We start from the raw sequence: 16,592 nt of genomic DNA on the forward strand, positions 1-16,592 counted from the left end.
CTCTAACGCATTTCTAACGTCTAAGCCAGAGCATCAGTTACCCCATGCATGGAAGTTCTCGAAGGCTAAAAGGACCGCCCCATGCAAAACACCACTGTCGATATCGCTAATGATCAGGGGGCACAAAATGCCAGCCTGGCTAACACTTTTGGTTTTGATCAATTTCGTGGCGGCCAGCAGCAGGTTGTTAGTCAGCTACTTAACGGCCAATCTTCCCTAGCTATTTTTCCCACAGGGTCGGGTAAATCTTTGTGCTATCAATTTTGTGCACTGCACCTACCCCATTTGACCCTAGTGGTATCACCACTATTAGCGTTGATGAAAGACCAGTTAGCATTTTTACAATCCAAGGGCATTGCGGCAGGCAGCATTGATTCAACCTTGAGTCCTGATGAGCAGCGCAGCACTATGGAGCGCGTGCGAAGCGGCGAGATAAAAATATTGATGGTCTCAGTTGAGCGTTTTAAGAATGAGCGCTTTCGTCAGTTTATCGACAGTGTTGCTGTATCCATGCTGGTTGTTGATGAGGCTCACTGCATTTCTGAGTGGGGGCATAATTTTCGACCAGATTATCTGAAACTGCCGGATTATCGAGCCCAGTTAAATATCCCTTTGGTATTACTGCTAACAGCAACGGCTACCAAAAAAGTCAAATTAGACATGGCCAAACGGTTTGCCATTGAGCCGCAGCACGTAGTGCAAACCGGCTTCTACCGCAAAAACTTAGACCTGCACGTTAGCGCCACTCCTGAGCGAGAAAAAAATCAGACACTTATACAGATTATCCAAGCGCAACAAGGCTGCGGGATTGTGTATGTCACCTTGCAGCATAGCGCCGAACAAGTGGCGCAGCGTTTAGCGGCCGACGGGGTGTCCGCTAAAGCCTATCACGCTGGGTTAGGTGATGAGGTTCGCCAGCGGGTACAGCAAGACTTTATGGAGGGGCGTATTCAAGTCGTTGTGGCCACCATTGCATTTGGCATGGGGATCGACAAGTCAGATATTCGCTTTGTCGTGCATTACGATTTACCCAAGTCTATTGAGAATTACAGCCAGGAAATCGGCCGAGCAGGGCGCGACGGCCAACTTTCTCACTGTATTACACTGGGAAATTTGGATGGTCTACACACAGTGGAAAATTTTGTTTATGGCGATACGCCTGAATTGCAGGGGATCCAAATTTTACTGGACGATATTCGTCAAGGGACACAAAATCACATTGCTAAACCCATAGGGCAACACGCGACTCAACACGAAAATAATGGGGCTACTGAATTTGCCCATGCTAGCCAGTGGGAGCTGCAAATAAACGGCCTTTCTACCCTTAGTAATATTCGCCAACTCCCATTAAAAACCCTACTGGTGCAGCTTGAACTGATGGGGATTGTGCGCCCGCAGTATGCATATTTTGCCGACGTGCGTTTTAAATTTCTGCAGGACAAAGCAGATGTACTGGCGCGCTTTGACGAAAACCGCCAAGCTTTTTTAACCAGTGTGTTCGCCAATACCGACTTTAAAAAGATATGGGGTAGTTTGAATTTTGATAGCTTATTTGAACAAACTGGGGCCGAGCGCGCTCGAGTCGTAGCTGCGTTGGAGTATTTAGCACAAAACCAACTCATTGAATTGCAAACTAAGCAAATCACTGAAGTGTTTCAGGTGGATACAGATAAGCTAAACCAGCCTGAATTAGCCCAAACATTGCACGCCTATTTTACTGATAAAGAACAGAAAGAGTTGCAACGTATTGCGATGCTGGTGCGCTTTTTTCAGTTAGATAAATGCCTTAGCCATAACTTGTCACGTTACTTTGACGATCTCAATACCCCAGAAAAATGCGGTCATTGCAGTGTATGTCGTGGAGAAGTGGCTCACCTGCATGTCACCAGTGAAGTACCTGAGATAGATGAACTTGCCGTGGCTGAAGCCATGCAGGCGTTGGCAAAGCACATAGAAGGAAAAGTGGAGTATCGCCTAAGTGAAGATACCTATTGCCGATTTTTAACCGGTATGACGATGCCGTTATTTACCGGTTTAAAGATACGCCAAGTGCGGGGTTACGCTATCTGTGAAAAGAGTCGCTACCCAGCGATAAAAGAGGTCGTACGTCGCTTTATAGTAGAATAATGTAAATAAATAAGTGTTCGCTACAGGGTAAAATATTGATGTGCAGTAACGAGAGCGCAACCACAGGTTTATTACAAAAAGCCATTCTAACAACCCGTTTTTAAAAGCTAATTGAAAGTACGGCACACCGCTTCTGACTAAAGGGTTGGCATCATGCTGTTTTTCAGGCTGTTTATCAGTGCTAGGGTAATGGCATTTCGTGGGAAATAATAATTTCGCCCTGTGATGAGAAAAATTCGTTATTGGTCGATAAATGTGATTAAAATCATTAAAAATACATAACTTGTTACCGAATAATAGTTATTTGGTGATAATTTACACCTTAGTAACATTTAAACTGCTTCTTTAATCACGCCTTAGCAGTAAGCTTAATAAAACACACAACTCAAGCGCTCGTCTTATAGGAAATTTCATGTCAAAGTTGATGCACACCCTTCGTTTACAGCCTTATTGGATAGCGCTCGTTATTCTAATATTACTTACGCTCTGGGTCGCATCCGGTATGTTATTCGCAGAACAAACCGACAATGCCCAAGCACGCAAAGAAGCAAAACACAGAGACGCCGGACTTGTTAGTGTTCGTGCTGAGCGAGTGCACGCCAAACCTATCACCCGAGAAATTAACTTATACGGTCGCACTGAACCTAATCGTAGGGTAACGCTGCGCAGTGAAGTCAATGGTCTAGTAGTGAAAATCTATGTGACTGAAGGGCAAAGCGTGAAAGAAGGTGAACCTCTAATTGATATTGAAACCAGCGATCTGCTTAACCGCCTTAAATCAGCAAAGTCGACGTTAGCGCAACGCAAAATCGAGTTAGAAGGTGCAGAGTCACTTGGCCAAAAAGGCTATCAATCCAAAGTAAACTTAGCGCAAGCGCAAGCAAACTTGGAAACAGCGGTGTCTGAGGTCAGTACGCTGGAATTGGCGTTATCCAAATCTACGTTGCGAGCCCCCTTTGACGGCATAGTCAACGAACGTCACGTAGAGCTTGGTGATTTACTCAAGGATGGCGATGAAGTAGCCATGCTGGTGGATTTAGACCCACTGATTATCACAGCAGATGTCACAGAAAGTGATGTGCAAGCTCTGACGTTGGGCCAGAAAGCCTCAGGCCGTATGATTTCAAATGACACCGTTACCGGCACTATCCGTTATATTTCAAGCGTGTCAGACATGGGAACCAATACGTTCAATGTCGAGGTTGCCATTGATAACCCTGAGACTAAATACCTAGCAGGTATGAGCACCGAGTTATCTGTTCCCCTGAAACCCACTTTGGCGGTGCGTATTACCCCTTCGGTAATGGCGTTAGACGAAGCGGGTAATTTAGGTGTAAAAACCGTGGTAAATGAACATGTAAAGTTTATCCCCATTGATATTGTTAAAAGCGATAGCCAAGGGGTGTGGCTAGGCGGCATGGGCGAGATCACCGATGTTATCACCCTAGGTCATGGTTTTGTCCGAGACGGTGACAAAGTCAAGGTTACTTATGTTGAGGGCGATATGGGCCATCAGCAAGCCGCTGTTGGCACGTCAAATAACACACAACCAAACGCCGATCTGCAGGCTCAGTAATGAATAATCTTATTGCCGCGGCGCTTACCCATAGCCGTACTGTATTGATGATGTTTGTTTTGTTGATAGTGGCAGGCGCAGTGACATATGCCACCATTCCCAAAGAGGCAAATCCCGACGTTCCCATTCCGTTTATTTATGTATCAATTGTGCACGACGGTATATCCCCAGAAGATGCTGAGCGCATGTTGGTCAAGCCCATGGAGCGAGAGCTGCGCTCTATTGATGGCGTCAAAGAAATGAAAGCCACCGCAGGTGAAGGTTTCGCCAATATCACCCTTGAGTTTATCGCAGGCCTAGATTCAAAAGACGCCCTAGCCGATGTGCGTGACAAGGTCACCGTAGCGCGCGCCAAGTTGCCCTCAGAAACAGAAGAACCGACCATTCATGAAGTGACGATGGCGGGTCAACAAGCGGCGATAACTGTGGTGTTGTCTGGCCCTGTGGCCGAACGTGCTTTGGTCACCGTGGCCAGAGAGCTACAAAATCGCTTAGAAAGCCTCAGTGAAGTACTAGAAGTGGATATTGGCGGTGATCGAGAAGACATCGTTGAAATTGTCGTTGATCCCTTGTTGATGGAATCTTACGGGCTTGATCAAAACGATATTCTCAACCTGCTATCGCGCAATAATCGCTTAGTTCCCGCAGGTACAATGGATAACGGAAAGGGTAGCTTTGCAGTAAAAGTGCCATCGGTATTCGAGTCCGTTAAAGATGTCATGGAGCAACCTGTAAAAGTGCAAGGTGAGCGCGTTATTACCTTTCAAGATGTTGCACAGGTTCGCCGCTCTTATAAAGACCCATCAAGTTTTGCGCGTCTAAATGGCGATAATTCTGTTTCCTTAGAAGTTAAAAAACGACCTGGAGAAAACCTGCTTGAAACCGTGGCTCATGTGAAAGAGCTGATAGAAGGCGCTCAACAAACTTCCATGTGGCCTAGCAGTGTGTATGTGAGCTACACGGGGGATCAAAGCGTTGATGTAAACATGATGCTTGGGGATCTGCAAAATAACGTGTCGAGCGCCGTTATTCTCGTCGCCGTGGTGATTGTGGCTATCTTAGGCTTGCGAACCGCCATCTTAGTGGGGGTGTCGATACCGGGTTCGTTCCTCACCGGCATTCTTATCATCGCTATGTTCGGCTATACCCTAAATACGGTGGTCTTGTTCTCCCTGATTATGGCGGTAGGTATGCTGGTAGATGGCGCTATAGTGGTCACCGAATATGCTGACAGGTGTATGGGTGAAGGAGCAACCAAGCAGCAAGCTTATCTAAAGGCAGCACAACGCATGGCTTGGCCGATTATCGCATCCACCGCAACCACACTGGCCGCCTTTGCACCGCTGATGTTTTGGCCGGGCATGATGGGTGAGTTTATGAAGTACTTGCCGTTTACCTTGATTGCCGTGCTATCCGCTTCTTTGCTTATGGCCTTGGTGTTCGTCCCCACGCTCGGGGCCGTGTTTGGTAAACCGCAAACCATCTCAGCCCAAGCTAAAGAACAAATGTTGCTCGCAGAGAATGGCGATTTAACCAAATTAAGGGGGTTTACCGGCCGCTATGTGCGTTTATTAGCAAAAGCGATAAGCAATCCGTGGAAGGTACTAATGATTGCCTTCGTGGTGGCTGGATTGTCCTTCTTCGCGTATTTTTCATCGGGTCTTGGGCTGGAGTTCTTTCCTAAGGTCGACAGCAGTGGCATTAATGTAACTGTGCGCTCTTCAGGTGAGATGTCCATTTACGAGAAAGACAGCATAGTGCAAGAGGTGGAAGAAAAACTCATTGATATGGACGCCATCGAGACCTTATATGCACGCACTGGTGGCCAAGATCAGATTGGATATTTACGTTTGAATTTGGTCGATTGGCACTTGCGACCTCATTCAGACGATGTTCTTAAGGAAACCCAAGAGCGCCTAGCAGATATGCCGGGTTTGGACATTGAAATTACCCCTGACCAGAACGGTCCTCAATCGGGTAAAGACTTGCAGATCCAGTTATCGTCTCGCTTTCCTGAGCTTTTGAACGAAGCCGCATTAAAAGTGCGCCACGCATTAGATGAAAACGATAAATTTACCTCTATTAGTGATACCGCATCCCAGCCTGGTATTGAGTGGCAACTAAAGGTGAATCGCAGTGACGCTGCGCGCTTTGGTGCAGATGCCACATTAGTGGGCAGCACAGTACAATTCGTTACCAATGGTTTGAAAATTGGTGAATATCGCCCTGATGATGTGGACGATGAGCTCGATATTCGTGTGCGCTATCCAATTGATTCGCGTTTTATCGGAAAGCTTGACGAACTGCGCATGAAAACCGCAACAGGTATGGTGCCCATCGGCAATTTTGTCGATCGCAAAGCGCAGCCCAAAACTGACTTAATTCGTCACGTTGATAGCGAGCGAGTGATTACCGTTGAAGCGAATATGTCCCCAGGAGAGTTGCTGAGTATTGAGCTGCCTAAACTGCAGGCGCAGTTACCTGAGCTGAACCTAGACCCAAGGGTAAGCTTGTCGGTTAAAGGACAAAATGAAGAGCAAGCCGAATCCCAAGGCTTCTTGATGAATGCGTTTTTGGTCGCCCTGTTTGTTATGGCGATTATTCTGGTCACTCAATTTAATAGCTTCTATCAGGCCTTTTTAATTTTAAGCGCAGTGTTGTTTTCTACTGTTGGGGTCTTTTTAGGCCTCGCTATTTTTCAAAAGCCATTCGGCGTGGTCATGTCAGGCATAGGTGTCATCGCACTGGCGGGCATAGTGGTGAACAATAATATTGTGTTGATCGATACCTATAACATATTGCGCAAAGAAGGTTACAGCGCCACCGATGCCATTTTACGTACGGGCGCCCAACGCTTGCGCCCAGTCTTGATGACAACGGTGACGACTATACTCGGCCTGTTGCCTATGGTGGCTGAAATTAACATTGATTTTATTGGTCGCAATGTCGATATTGGCGGTCCGTCTACTCAGTGGTGGTCGCAATTAGCCACAGCGGTTGCCGGTGGCTTAGCATTTGCCACTTTACTGACCTTGGTTCTGACCCCCAGTTTGTTGGCGTTAAAGGCGGGCAGAGATCAGCGTAAAAGCGCTACTATGGCGCAATTGGCGGACGCGCCATTGCTAGCAGATAAGTAATCATCTCCTCAATGTGCCCCCAAGAAAGCGCCGTCTTCTCTTGGGGGCTCAGTGAACTTTTTCACTACGTATCAACCTAAAACGTGCATCATGCAACAGCTTTCGCTATTATTTTTCTTCGCCTCTACGTGTAATTTAAAGGATCGCATATGTACAAATTGTATGGCTCTACGACTTCTCCTTATGTGCGCCGCTTGCGAATTTGGTTAGCCAATATAGAGCATGAGTTTATCAACATGCAGATATACGAAAAAGCGGGCCGTGAAATATTAATCACTAAAAACCCAGCCATGAAAGTGCCCGCACTGGAGCACGTGCAAGACGATAAAAGTCTGTTTATTTACGACTCTCGGGTGATATTTCGTTACTTGAGTGAACGCCATGGCTTTCCAGCCTTAAGCTGGCCACAAGAAAACCAGCTAACCTTAATCGACGCCGTTAACGATAGTCTGGTGCAAATGTTTCAATTGTCACAATCAGATGTGGTCGCCGATACCGATAAATTGTTTTTTAAATTGCAAAAAGAGCGAGTAAACAATGTGTTGGCTGAATTGGACGGCCAAGTGCAGGACGGCGAATTTGCTAACTGGAATTACCCCGCTATATGCTTGTTTAGCCTTATCGACTGGGTCGAGTTTAGAAGTTTGCATAATTTAAAAGGGTTAAATGCATTACTCGAATTTCACCAAGAAAATGCTCAGCGCATTGAAGTTACCGCAACTGACCCCAGAATGTAGTCTGAATTTAGGTAACGAACAAAGGGAAAATCATGACCCCAGAACAACAAACTGAAGCCCAAGCGGCGGCATTTCGTCAGCTTGTTAAACATTTGGATGAAAACAAAGACGTGCAAAACATCGATTTGATGATTCTGGCTGATTTTTGCCGTAATTGTCTGTCTAAATGGTACATGGCGGGCGCTAAAGAGCAGGGCGTTGACATGGACTACGACCAAGCACGTGAAGCAATTTACGGTATGCCATTTGCCGACTGGAAGGCAAAATATCAGACGCCAGCCACACCAGAGCAGCTCGAGGCTTTTGAAAAGCGCCAAAACCCCTGCGGCTAACTACCCAGAGTACGTGACTGCCATATAACCACTCCCTAGGCTGCGCTTAGGGAGTGAATAACTGCTCACACGACAACGTTCTGTTATTACACAGGTTTCTCATCACGATGGTTAGCATGGCACTGCACGAGAATACCTTCATAGGCACTGTTAAAGCACAGCATTTTGTAGCTACAGCACTCTCACCACTGTAGCACTTTCATCGCTGTAGCACTTTCATAGACGCAGTGCTCATTTGGCGAATGCAATTATTAATTGTTTGTAACTGAGCGTTCTTGTTGGCACACTGGCATCTGGTCAAACCAGATGAAAGGTCACAGCATGCCTGTTTCTAACCCCCTTAGAAAATTCGTAGATAAAGTTAATCAATACCCCGCGCCTATTAGTGCCTTTTTAATGACGAAGGTGTTTCGCCATAAGGTTAAATTGGCGGGTACCACTAGTATCGATGTTGTCGCTACAAATGGGCGTCAGGTGGAATATCGTATGAAAAACCGTAAAAAGGTGCAGAACCACATTGGCAGTGTGCATGCCGCGGCCATGGCGTTGCTTGCAGAGTCGGCCACTGGTTTTATTGTGGGTATCAATTTACCTGGCGATAAGCTACCGCTGATTAAGTGCATGAACCTCAATTATGTCAAACGTGCGACAGGCGACATGAAAGCGATAGCGACTCTGACAGATGAGCAGATCGCCCTATTACAAGAGCGAGAGAAAGGTGAAATTAACGTACAAGTCAAAGTAACAGATGCAACAGGGATTGAGCCTGTTGAATGCGAAATGATATGGGCTTGGGTGCCTAAACGTTAAGAATTCTTCCCTCTTGAAATGAGCAGACGAACTGTCATAAAAATTCCATAGAAACGATAGTGCAAAAATCACTATTTATCGGAAAAAAATCGTATATAAAATGCCGTGAAAAATATTGACAGATTTCGGATTTAAATTATAAAGCAGGTTGGCAGTAGCCAAATTATAACGTCTTTCATTTAATTTAAATCGGGGATGCCATCATGGCACAACTTTCTAGAGAATCATTGTTTCAACGTGTTTTTAGCGACCCTAAAAACTATCCTTATGGTTTTTCACGTTCAGGTGACTTTTCAATTTCTGAAAGCAAAGCACTGAGCCAATACGGTTGTTTAATTGCTGCCTTACTTGATGGCCGAATTGAACCGGAATGTGATGAAGATAACTCACTGTTAGCTGTGGCTAAAGGTGAGAAAGACCCGAGTAATGTTGCTGAAAAAGCATGGTCTAAGTATGACAAACGTATACATCGACCTAAACTTGGCAATATTTACGGTAGTAGACCGTCATCTCAGAGCAATGATGATGACTTGACTGAAGATAGTGACTTAGAAATTGAGCTGGATGATTAACCTTATTTTAGTTGTAAATTCGTAATATCATCCTATTAACGTGGTTGTAATCTTATGAATCGAAAGATATATCCTAATATATTGCTATATTGGGATATATATCTCACTTTTATCACATTTCCTGTTTAATCTTACTCTTCCCTCAAGTATAGTTTTCGTTCGTTTGGTAGCGATATTGTGCCGAAACCTTTTTTTTAACAACTTTTTAGGAGAGTAGCCGATGGAAATGATGTCAGGCGCCGCAATGGTTGTGCGAACCCTAAAAGATCTTGGGGTTAAGCACGTATTCGGGTATCCCGGTGGAGCCGTATTAGATATATATGATGCATTGTACGCGCAAGAAGATGTAGAACACATTTTGGTTCGCCACGAGCAAGGTGCTGCGCACATGGCTGATGGTTATGCCCGTTCTACTGGTATTACAGGAACCGTGCTGGTCACGTCTGGTCCTGGTGCCACAAATACCCTAACCGGTATTGCCACTGCTTATATGGATTCAATTCCAATGGTTATCTTGTCTGGTCAAGTGCCTTCAATGCATATTGGTGAAGACGCTTTCCAAGAAACCGATATGGTCGGTTGTTCGCGCCCTGTGGTTAAACACAGTTTCCTCGTTAAGCGCGCTGTTGATATTCCTGAAGCTATCGCTAAAGCTTATTATATTGCCAACACTGGGCGTCCTGGTCCTGTGGTGGTCGATTTACCAAAAGACATAGTTAACGTACTTGAAGAGCATCCGTATCAGTTCCCTGAAGATGTCACTATGCGCTCTTATAATCCAACACTTAAGGGACACAGCAAACAAATCAAAAAAGCATCGAAAGTGTTGCTTGAAGCGAAGCGTCCTATTTTATATGTGGGCGGTGGCGCGATTGCTGCAGAAGCAAGTGAGCTGGTGACTGAAATTGCAGAAAAACTAAACTTGCCTGTTACATCTACTTTGATGGGGCTGGGTGCATTTTCTGGCGTGCACGAGCAGAGCCTAGGTATGTTGGGTATGCATGGCACGTTAGAGTCAAACAAAGCAATGCACAATGCGGATTGTATATTGGCACTAGGTGCGCGTTTTGATGATCGCGTAACGAATAACGTTGAAAAATTCTGCCCCCACGCAACCATTATTCACGTAGATATCGACCCTGCTTCTATTTCTAAAACGGTTGCTGTGCACGTGCCGGTTGTAGGCAGTGTGGACCAAGTGGCAAAGCAGCTTCTAAGCCAAATGGGCGACATAGATACCACTAAGCAAAAGGCTAAGTTGGCTGATTGGTGGGAGCAAATTGAGCAGTGGCGCGGCCGTACCTGCTTGAGCTACAAAAAAGATGATAACCTGATTAAACCGCAAGAAGTGATTCAGTCGGTGTATAAACATACAAATGGTGATGCCTATTTAAGTTCAGATGTAGGTCAGCATCAAATGTTTGCAGCTCTGTATTACCCGTTTGCCAAACCTCGTCGCTGGATAAACTCTGGTGGTTTGGGCACCATGGGCTTTGGTTTGCCTGCTGCAATGGGCGTACAAAAGGCCCATCCTGATGCAACATCGGTGGTTATCACTGGTGATGGCAGTATTCAGATGAATATCCAAGAGTTGTCGACGTGTTTGCAATACAAGCTACCGATTAAAATCATTTCTTTGAATAACCGCGCCTTAGGTATGGTTCGTCAATGGCAAGATATGAACTACAAGAGCCGTTATTCAAGCTCTTATATGGATTCTATGCCTGACTTCGTGAAGCTTGCCGAAGCCTATGGTCACATTGGTATTCGTGTTGAGCATCCAGACGATTTAGATGCCGCCATGGAGCGTTGTTTCGCAGAGAAGGAACGCTTGGTGTTTATGGACATCGCAATCGATCAAAACGAACACGTATACCCCATGCAGATTAAATTTGGCGCAATGGACGACATGAGATTAAGCAAAACGGAGCGCACATAATGAAACGTATTATTTCAGTTTTAATGGAAAACGCCCCAGGTGCTTTATCCCGTATCGTGGGTGTTTTTTCCCAGCGTGGCTATAACGTTGATTCTTTGTGTGTGGCAGCGACAGACGACAAAAGTTTGTCTCGTTTGACTATTACCACCCAAGCAGACGATAAGGTTATCGAGCAAATCACTAAGCAAGTTAATAAGCTGATTGACGTGCTTAAAGTGACCGACTTGACTAACGGCAGCCATGTTGAGCGTGAGCTTATGTTGATTAAAGTCGCTACGCGCAGTGAGCTAGTGCGTTCTGAGGTGAACCGAAATGTGGATATCTTCCGTGCACAAATCATCGATGTGGACTTGAACAACTATACTATTCAAGTCACTGGCACGAGCGACAAACTAGATGCCTTTGCCAATGTACTGGCACAGAGCACTGAGATCATCGAAGCATCTCGCACCGGGATCTGTGGTTTGGCACGGGGTGACAAAGCACTGCGCCCATAAGGGTTATGTTCGATATCTAAGATTCAAACCTAAAATCTAAAAAGGCTCAAATATGAGCCTTTTTTGTTACTTGAATTTACTTTGATGACTAAAAGCTAAGCTTGATCCCACACCAGCTCTTTGAAGTGTTTACGACACATAGACTCGTATCTATCGTTGCCGCCGACTTCAACTTGCGCACCTTCTTTTGCCGCATTCCCATGCTCATCCAAGCGCACTACAAAGGTCGCTTTTCGCCCGCAATGGCAAATAGTTTTAAGCTCAATCAGCTTGTCAGCCCAAGCCATTAAATAGCGACTGCCTTCAAATGTTTCACCAACAAAGTCAGTTCTAAGCCCATAAGCGAGAACGGGAATGTCTAAGTCATCCACCACAGATACGAGTTGTTGCACCTGTTGTTTATTTAAAAATTGGGCTTCATCGATAAATACGCAATCTAGCTTTTTATCGCTATTTAACTCTAATATTTGCTGATGTAAGTTGCTGGAGCCATTGAAAAGGTGTGCACTGGCTTCTAGGCCAATCCGCGATGCGACTTTACCAATACCAAAGCGGTCGTCCAAAGCGGCAGTAAATATTTCGGCGCGCATGCCTCGCTCTTTGTAGTTATACGCAGATTGTAATAAAGATGTGGATTTCCCTGCATTCATTGCAGAGTAGTAAAAGTAAAGCTGGGCCATGAAAAGCGGGATCCTGAAGTGCACCAAAATAATTTGGCGTTCGTTATTATTTTCAAGGTATGTTAGCGGATATCGCCATCAAAGTAAGCTATTGAAAGGCTATTTTGTCGTTACTCGGTGACGGTTACATCCGTGACTGGGTTTTGCCATTCGATAAGCTGTTCATTAGGCATAGGTCTAGCAAAATAGTAGCCTTGTAAATAATCTACTCCCATGGCTTTCAGTGCTTTGGCCTGCTCTAGTGTTTCGACACCCTCAGCGACTGTTTTGCAGTTTAGCTCACTGGCGATAAATAAGGTCGCGCGAATAATGGCTTCGCCGTTGTTCTCCATGTTATCAACAAATGATTTATCAATTTTCACTTGGTTCACAGCCAAGGATTGTAGTTGTGATAATGAAGAATAGCCGGTCCCAAAATCATCAATTGACACCAGTACTTTGCGTTTTTGAATGGCTTCAAGCTGCTGCTTTATCTTCACTTTGTTATCCACAAATACAGATTCTGTGATCTCTAAATGTAATCGTTCTGGGCTGAGTCCGCTACTACGCAGTGCGTTATCTAAAGCTCGGATAAAACTGTCATCCATGAGTTGAATAACCGATACATTGACTGATACCGCAGCGTTGTGGGCATGCTGCCATTGACTGGCATCCATGCATGCTCTGTTGAGTACCCAAGCCCCGATCTCTTTAATTAATCCTGACTTCTCAGCTAATGGGATAAATTCATCCGGCCCGATAAATCGACCAGCAAAATCCCACCTTAACAGAGCTTCAAATGAACAAAAGGTGCTGTCTTTTGCAGACATGATAGGTTGGTAGCACAAATACAGTTGGCGTCGCTCTGTGGCCTGTTGTAGGCCTTCTAGAATAACCTGTGTGTCGAGCACTTTTTGCTGAAGTTCATTGCTAAACAATGCGGGCGTGCGATTTGTACTGGCCTTTTGCTCACACATCACTAAATCTGCGAATTGGATAAGTTCAGCCGCCTCAGTGCTGTGCTCGGGGCACATGGCAATGCCCACAGTTGCTCCTAAATGCACGCTGTTATTGTTAACCGTAATCACCTGAGAAATACTGGTAATGATCGCGCTGGCGATGGCTTGTGCGGTTTGCGCATCACTATAAGGTAGTGCGACTAAAAACTCGTCGCCGTTCCAACGTCCGAGCTTATTTTGATCGGCAAATGCGCCTATCCGTTTTGTGACTTCCTGCAATACACTGTCACCCATTTGGTGACCCATGGTGTCGTTAATTTTTTTGAACCCATCAAGGTCAATAAACAACAAAGCCAACTCACTATTACTTTGCGATGCCCTAGCGGTTAATTTACTCAAAGTTTGGGTAAAGGATTTGCGGTTCATCAATTGCGTAAGTGGGTCGAGATAAGACAGCTGGGCGATTTTCTCGGTGCGCTTACTGACTTGCTCCTCTAGGGTACTATTTACAGCGTTAAGTTTATCGTAGGCTTCGCTGAGCTCACGGTTCACTTTGTCCAGTTGGTATTTTTCTTGGCGAAGTTGCTCACTCATCGCCATATTCATATTTTTAATATTGATGGAATCAAGGGTAAATTTTACAGCTTTAGTGTAGGAAAAAACTAAGCCGATGCTGAACGTTAATCCTAATGCGCCAAGAATGACGCGATAGTCTTGGTCTGAGATAACCCCAAGAATAGAAATAGGCACTAACAGTATCAGTGCATAGGAAATAGAAATACGTGCATTAGCAGCTAATACGGATTGCCCACCGGCCGCCATGGAAGACAACACAATGATCATGGTCGCAAACTCAAGCAAATTAACCTGATCGAACGTTAATATTGGTAAGCAGGCCCATACGAATGCGGTGGCAATACAGCCAATGCCAAAACGCCGTTGCGCTGCTTCGCCATCAAAATCATTTCGTGGTTTGATTTTGCGTTGCCAGTAAATACCGTCAATCAAGCGCAGCGTTAACACCACTAACATGCATCCCCACCAAACTTGCTTGATTTCGCTCACTTCTGTGCCCAAAAAACCAAATGCAAGTACGCTACTGGCTGCAAAAGTGATGGAGCAGGCCGCCCCCGTATTGCTATACAGTAACTTGGCGGCATCCTGACTATTTAGCGCATGTAATTCTGCAGATGTATTGCTCACTCTCATCCTAAGTATGTTGGCTAGTATTGAAGATATAGAGTGCACAGCGTAGATTAACCGGAAGCTGCCATGCACGTGTGCTGCTTTTAGGCTAATAATCTACCGTAATTTTATTGAAATAGTAACAATTACGTCACGGCCTCGTAGATAAGTACTGGACTAATTTTTCACCGGCACTACGAATATGCTCCTTAAGAATTGTATCGGCCATTTCGTACTGTTTTTCACTAATCGCATTTAGTAACGACTCGTGTTCTTGTTGACTATGGGAAAAATGATCCAGCGTGGTTTCTTGAAAGCCAATGTATCTGGCACATAGCAAGTGCATTTGTGCCACCGTATCAAACAGCACAGGGCGACTAGCAGGTAAATACAAACAGCGATGGAACTGCCAGTTTAACTCTCCGTTTAACAATATATCGTCGGGGGAGGTCATTTGTAGTTGCTGCAATATATCCCGCGCTTTACCCAGCGTTTCGAAGTTAATATTCATGAGAGCGTGGGCGAATAACATCGGTTCGAGCTGCAAACGCATTAGATACAAATCCTCTGCGTCGTGGGCGTTAAGCGGTCGCAACATCACACTGGACTTGCCATGTGCCACTAACCAACCTTCATTTTTCAAGCGTTGCAGTGCATCACGTATGGGAATACGACTCACCCCATATTGCTCAGCAAGCTTGACCTGCTTAAGCGCGGTTTTTTCAGGCAACTTGCCGCAAACAATATCCTGCTTCAACTGCTGATATAGATTTTGTGTCTTTACGTTATGCATAAGTACTCATTATTTTTGCTGCTTAGCGTGTGTGTCAGATTTAGTTTTTACGCTAAAGAGCAATGTCAGCATACCCACCACTAGTCCCCAAAATGCAGATGCGATATCGAAAAATGATACGCCCGAAGCGGTCACCAAAAAGGTCAATACGGCCGCGTCGCGATACTTAGGATCGTATACTGAGTTAACGAGGCTTGCGCCTATTGTACCCAGCAAAGCAAGGCCGGCTAAGGTTGATATTAGCGCAACTGGAAATGCCGCAAATAAACTGACCACCACGGTGGCACCTAATCCTGCAACTATATTGAAGACCCCTGCCGATATACCTGCAATGTAGCGCTTGGCAGGATCGGCATGGGCTTCCTCACTGGTACAAATAGCGGCGGTAATTGCCGCTAGGTTAAAGCTGAAACCACCAAAGGGGGCTAGTACTAAATTAAGCGCCCCGCTGGTGGTGATAATAGGGGATATTGGTTGCTCGGTGTAGCCACTGCCTTTTAAAACGGCCATGCCGGGCAAATTTTGCGAGGTCATAGTGACAATAAACAAGGGCAAGCCCACGCCGATCAAGAGTGATAAATCGAATGTTGGCGATACCCAAACAGGCCTGGCTGCGGATACATCTATCGCACTCATATCAAACATATCAGCGTATTGGGCATACAACACGCCAGTGACTAAAACCAGCAAAATACTAAAACGAGGGGCCACTCTTTTAGCCATAAAGTAACTGAGTATCATAAGGCCAACGAGCATAGGCTCGAGAGTAAAAGAGCTAAAAATGGCGAGGCCAAATTGCAATAGAATACCCGCTAACATAGCGCTGGCTAACGGCATCGGAATGCGTTTCGTCAGATTGTCGAACCATCCTGAAATACCCGTTACTAAGGTTAAAAGCGCGACAAAAAGAAAGATCCCAATGGCATTTTCGATACTCACTCCTGCAAGGCTCGTCGCCAGCAATGCAGCGCCAGGTGTCGACCACACTATTATGATCGGCCGACGGTAATACCATGATAACCCCAAGCAGCCAACGCCCATACCTACACCTAGCGCCCACACCCAACTCACTATCATGTTGTGAGAGGCGCCAGCGGCTTGGGCGGCCTGAAACACTATGGCCACAGCACTGGCAAATCCCACTAACACGGCAATAAAGCCAGCGCTAATGGCGGAAAAACTCAGATCGCGAAATAAATCTTTCATTTTGTATACTTTAATAAATTTGTATACAAATTTAGCATGAGTGAAATACAAAAGAATAGAAAA

13 protein-coding genes are annotated in these 16,592 nt (G+C 45.4%); 9 read left to right on the forward strand and 4 right to left on the reverse strand.

What is annotated here, in order from left to right:
* Positions 1-81: 81 nt before the first annotated feature.
* From PATL_RS03165 to ilvN, 9 genes are all read left to right on the forward strand, one after another.
* A complete protein-coding gene (locus PATL_RS03165) occupies positions 82-2,127 on the forward strand; it encodes a RecQ family ATP-dependent DNA helicase (RefSeq protein ID WP_011573512.1) in 2,046 nt (681 codons plus the stop codon).
* Between the two features lie 412 nt (positions 2,128-2,539).
* Positions 2,540-3,703: an efflux RND transporter periplasmic adaptor subunit gene (locus PATL_RS03170; RefSeq protein WP_011573513.1), complete on the forward strand. Its 1,164-nt coding sequence runs from the start codon at positions 2,540-2,542 to the stop codon at positions 3,701-3,703.
* The gene (locus PATL_RS03175; protein WP_011573514.1) at positions 3,703-6,840 is read left to right on the forward strand and encodes an efflux RND transporter permease subunit; all 3,138 of its coding nucleotides are present in this window, start codon (positions 3,703-3,705) and stop codon (positions 6,838-6,840) included. The genes PATL_RS03170 and PATL_RS03175 overlap by 1 nt, the downstream gene beginning before the upstream one ends.
* A 149-nt stretch (positions 6,841-6,989) precedes the next feature.
* A complete protein-coding gene (locus PATL_RS03180) occupies positions 6,990-7,577 on the forward strand; it encodes a glutathione S-transferase family protein (protein ID WP_011573515.1) in 588 nt (195 codons plus the stop codon).
* Between the two features lie 32 nt (positions 7,578-7,609).
* A complete protein-coding gene (locus PATL_RS03185; protein ID WP_006994014.1) occupies positions 7,610-7,909 on the forward strand; it encodes a DUF1244 domain-containing protein in 300 nt (99 codons plus the stop codon).
* Between the two features lie 321 nt (positions 7,910-8,230).
* Positions 8,231-8,719 (forward strand): DUF4442 domain-containing protein, encoded by a 489-nt coding sequence (locus PATL_RS03190; RefSeq protein ID WP_011573516.1) that lies wholly within the window; start codon positions 8,231-8,233, stop codon positions 8,717-8,719.
* Positions 8,720-8,922: 203 nt separating this feature from the next.
* Positions 8,923-9,291 carry a DUF413 domain-containing protein gene (gene maoP / locus PATL_RS03195; protein WP_006994011.1) on the forward strand — a complete coding sequence of 123 codons (369 nt, stop codon included), beginning with the start codon at positions 8,923-8,925 and terminating at the stop codon, positions 9,289-9,291.
* A 220-nt stretch (positions 9,292-9,511) separates the two neighbouring features.
* Positions 9,512-11,230 (forward strand): acetolactate synthase 3 large subunit, encoded by a 1,719-nt coding sequence (locus PATL_RS03200; protein ID WP_011573517.1) that lies wholly within the window; start codon positions 9,512-9,514, stop codon positions 11,228-11,230.
* A complete protein-coding gene (gene ilvN / locus PATL_RS03205; protein ID WP_006994009.1) occupies positions 11,230-11,727 on the forward strand; it encodes an acetolactate synthase small subunit in 498 nt (165 codons plus the stop codon). The genes PATL_RS03200 and ilvN overlap by 1 nt, the downstream gene beginning before the upstream one ends.
* Before the next feature lie 95 nt (positions 11,728-11,822).
* On the opposite strand, the gene PATL_RS03210 is transcribed toward ilvN, so the two are convergent.
* From PATL_RS03210 to PATL_RS03225, 4 genes are all read right to left on the reverse strand, one after another.
* A complete protein-coding gene (locus PATL_RS03210; protein ID WP_011573518.1) occupies positions 11,823-12,407 on the reverse strand; it encodes a thymidine kinase in 585 nt (194 codons plus the stop codon).
* Positions 12,408-12,517: 110 nt separating this feature from the next.
* Positions 12,518-14,548 carry a putative bifunctional diguanylate cyclase/phosphodiesterase gene (locus PATL_RS03215; RefSeq protein WP_041713251.1) on the reverse strand — a complete coding sequence of 677 codons (2,031 nt, stop codon included), beginning with the start codon at positions 14,546-14,548 and terminating at the stop codon, positions 12,518-12,520.
* Positions 14,549-14,681: 133 nt separating this feature from the next.
* Positions 14,682-15,323 (reverse strand): GntR family transcriptional regulator, encoded by a 642-nt coding sequence (locus PATL_RS03220; RefSeq protein WP_011573520.1) that lies wholly within the window; start codon positions 15,321-15,323, stop codon positions 14,682-14,684.
* A 9-nt stretch (positions 15,324-15,332) separates the two neighbouring features.
* Positions 15,333-16,529 (reverse strand): benzoate/H(+) symporter BenE family transporter, encoded by a 1,197-nt coding sequence (locus PATL_RS03225; protein WP_011573521.1) that lies wholly within the window; start codon positions 16,527-16,529, stop codon positions 15,333-15,335.
* Positions 16,530-16,592: the final 63 nt, after the last annotated feature.

This window comes from Paraglaciecola sp. T6c, assembly GCF_000014225.1.
In the GTDB taxonomy this organism is placed as follows: domain Bacteria; phylum Pseudomonadota; class Gammaproteobacteria; order Enterobacterales; family Alteromonadaceae; genus Paraglaciecola; species Paraglaciecola atlantica_A.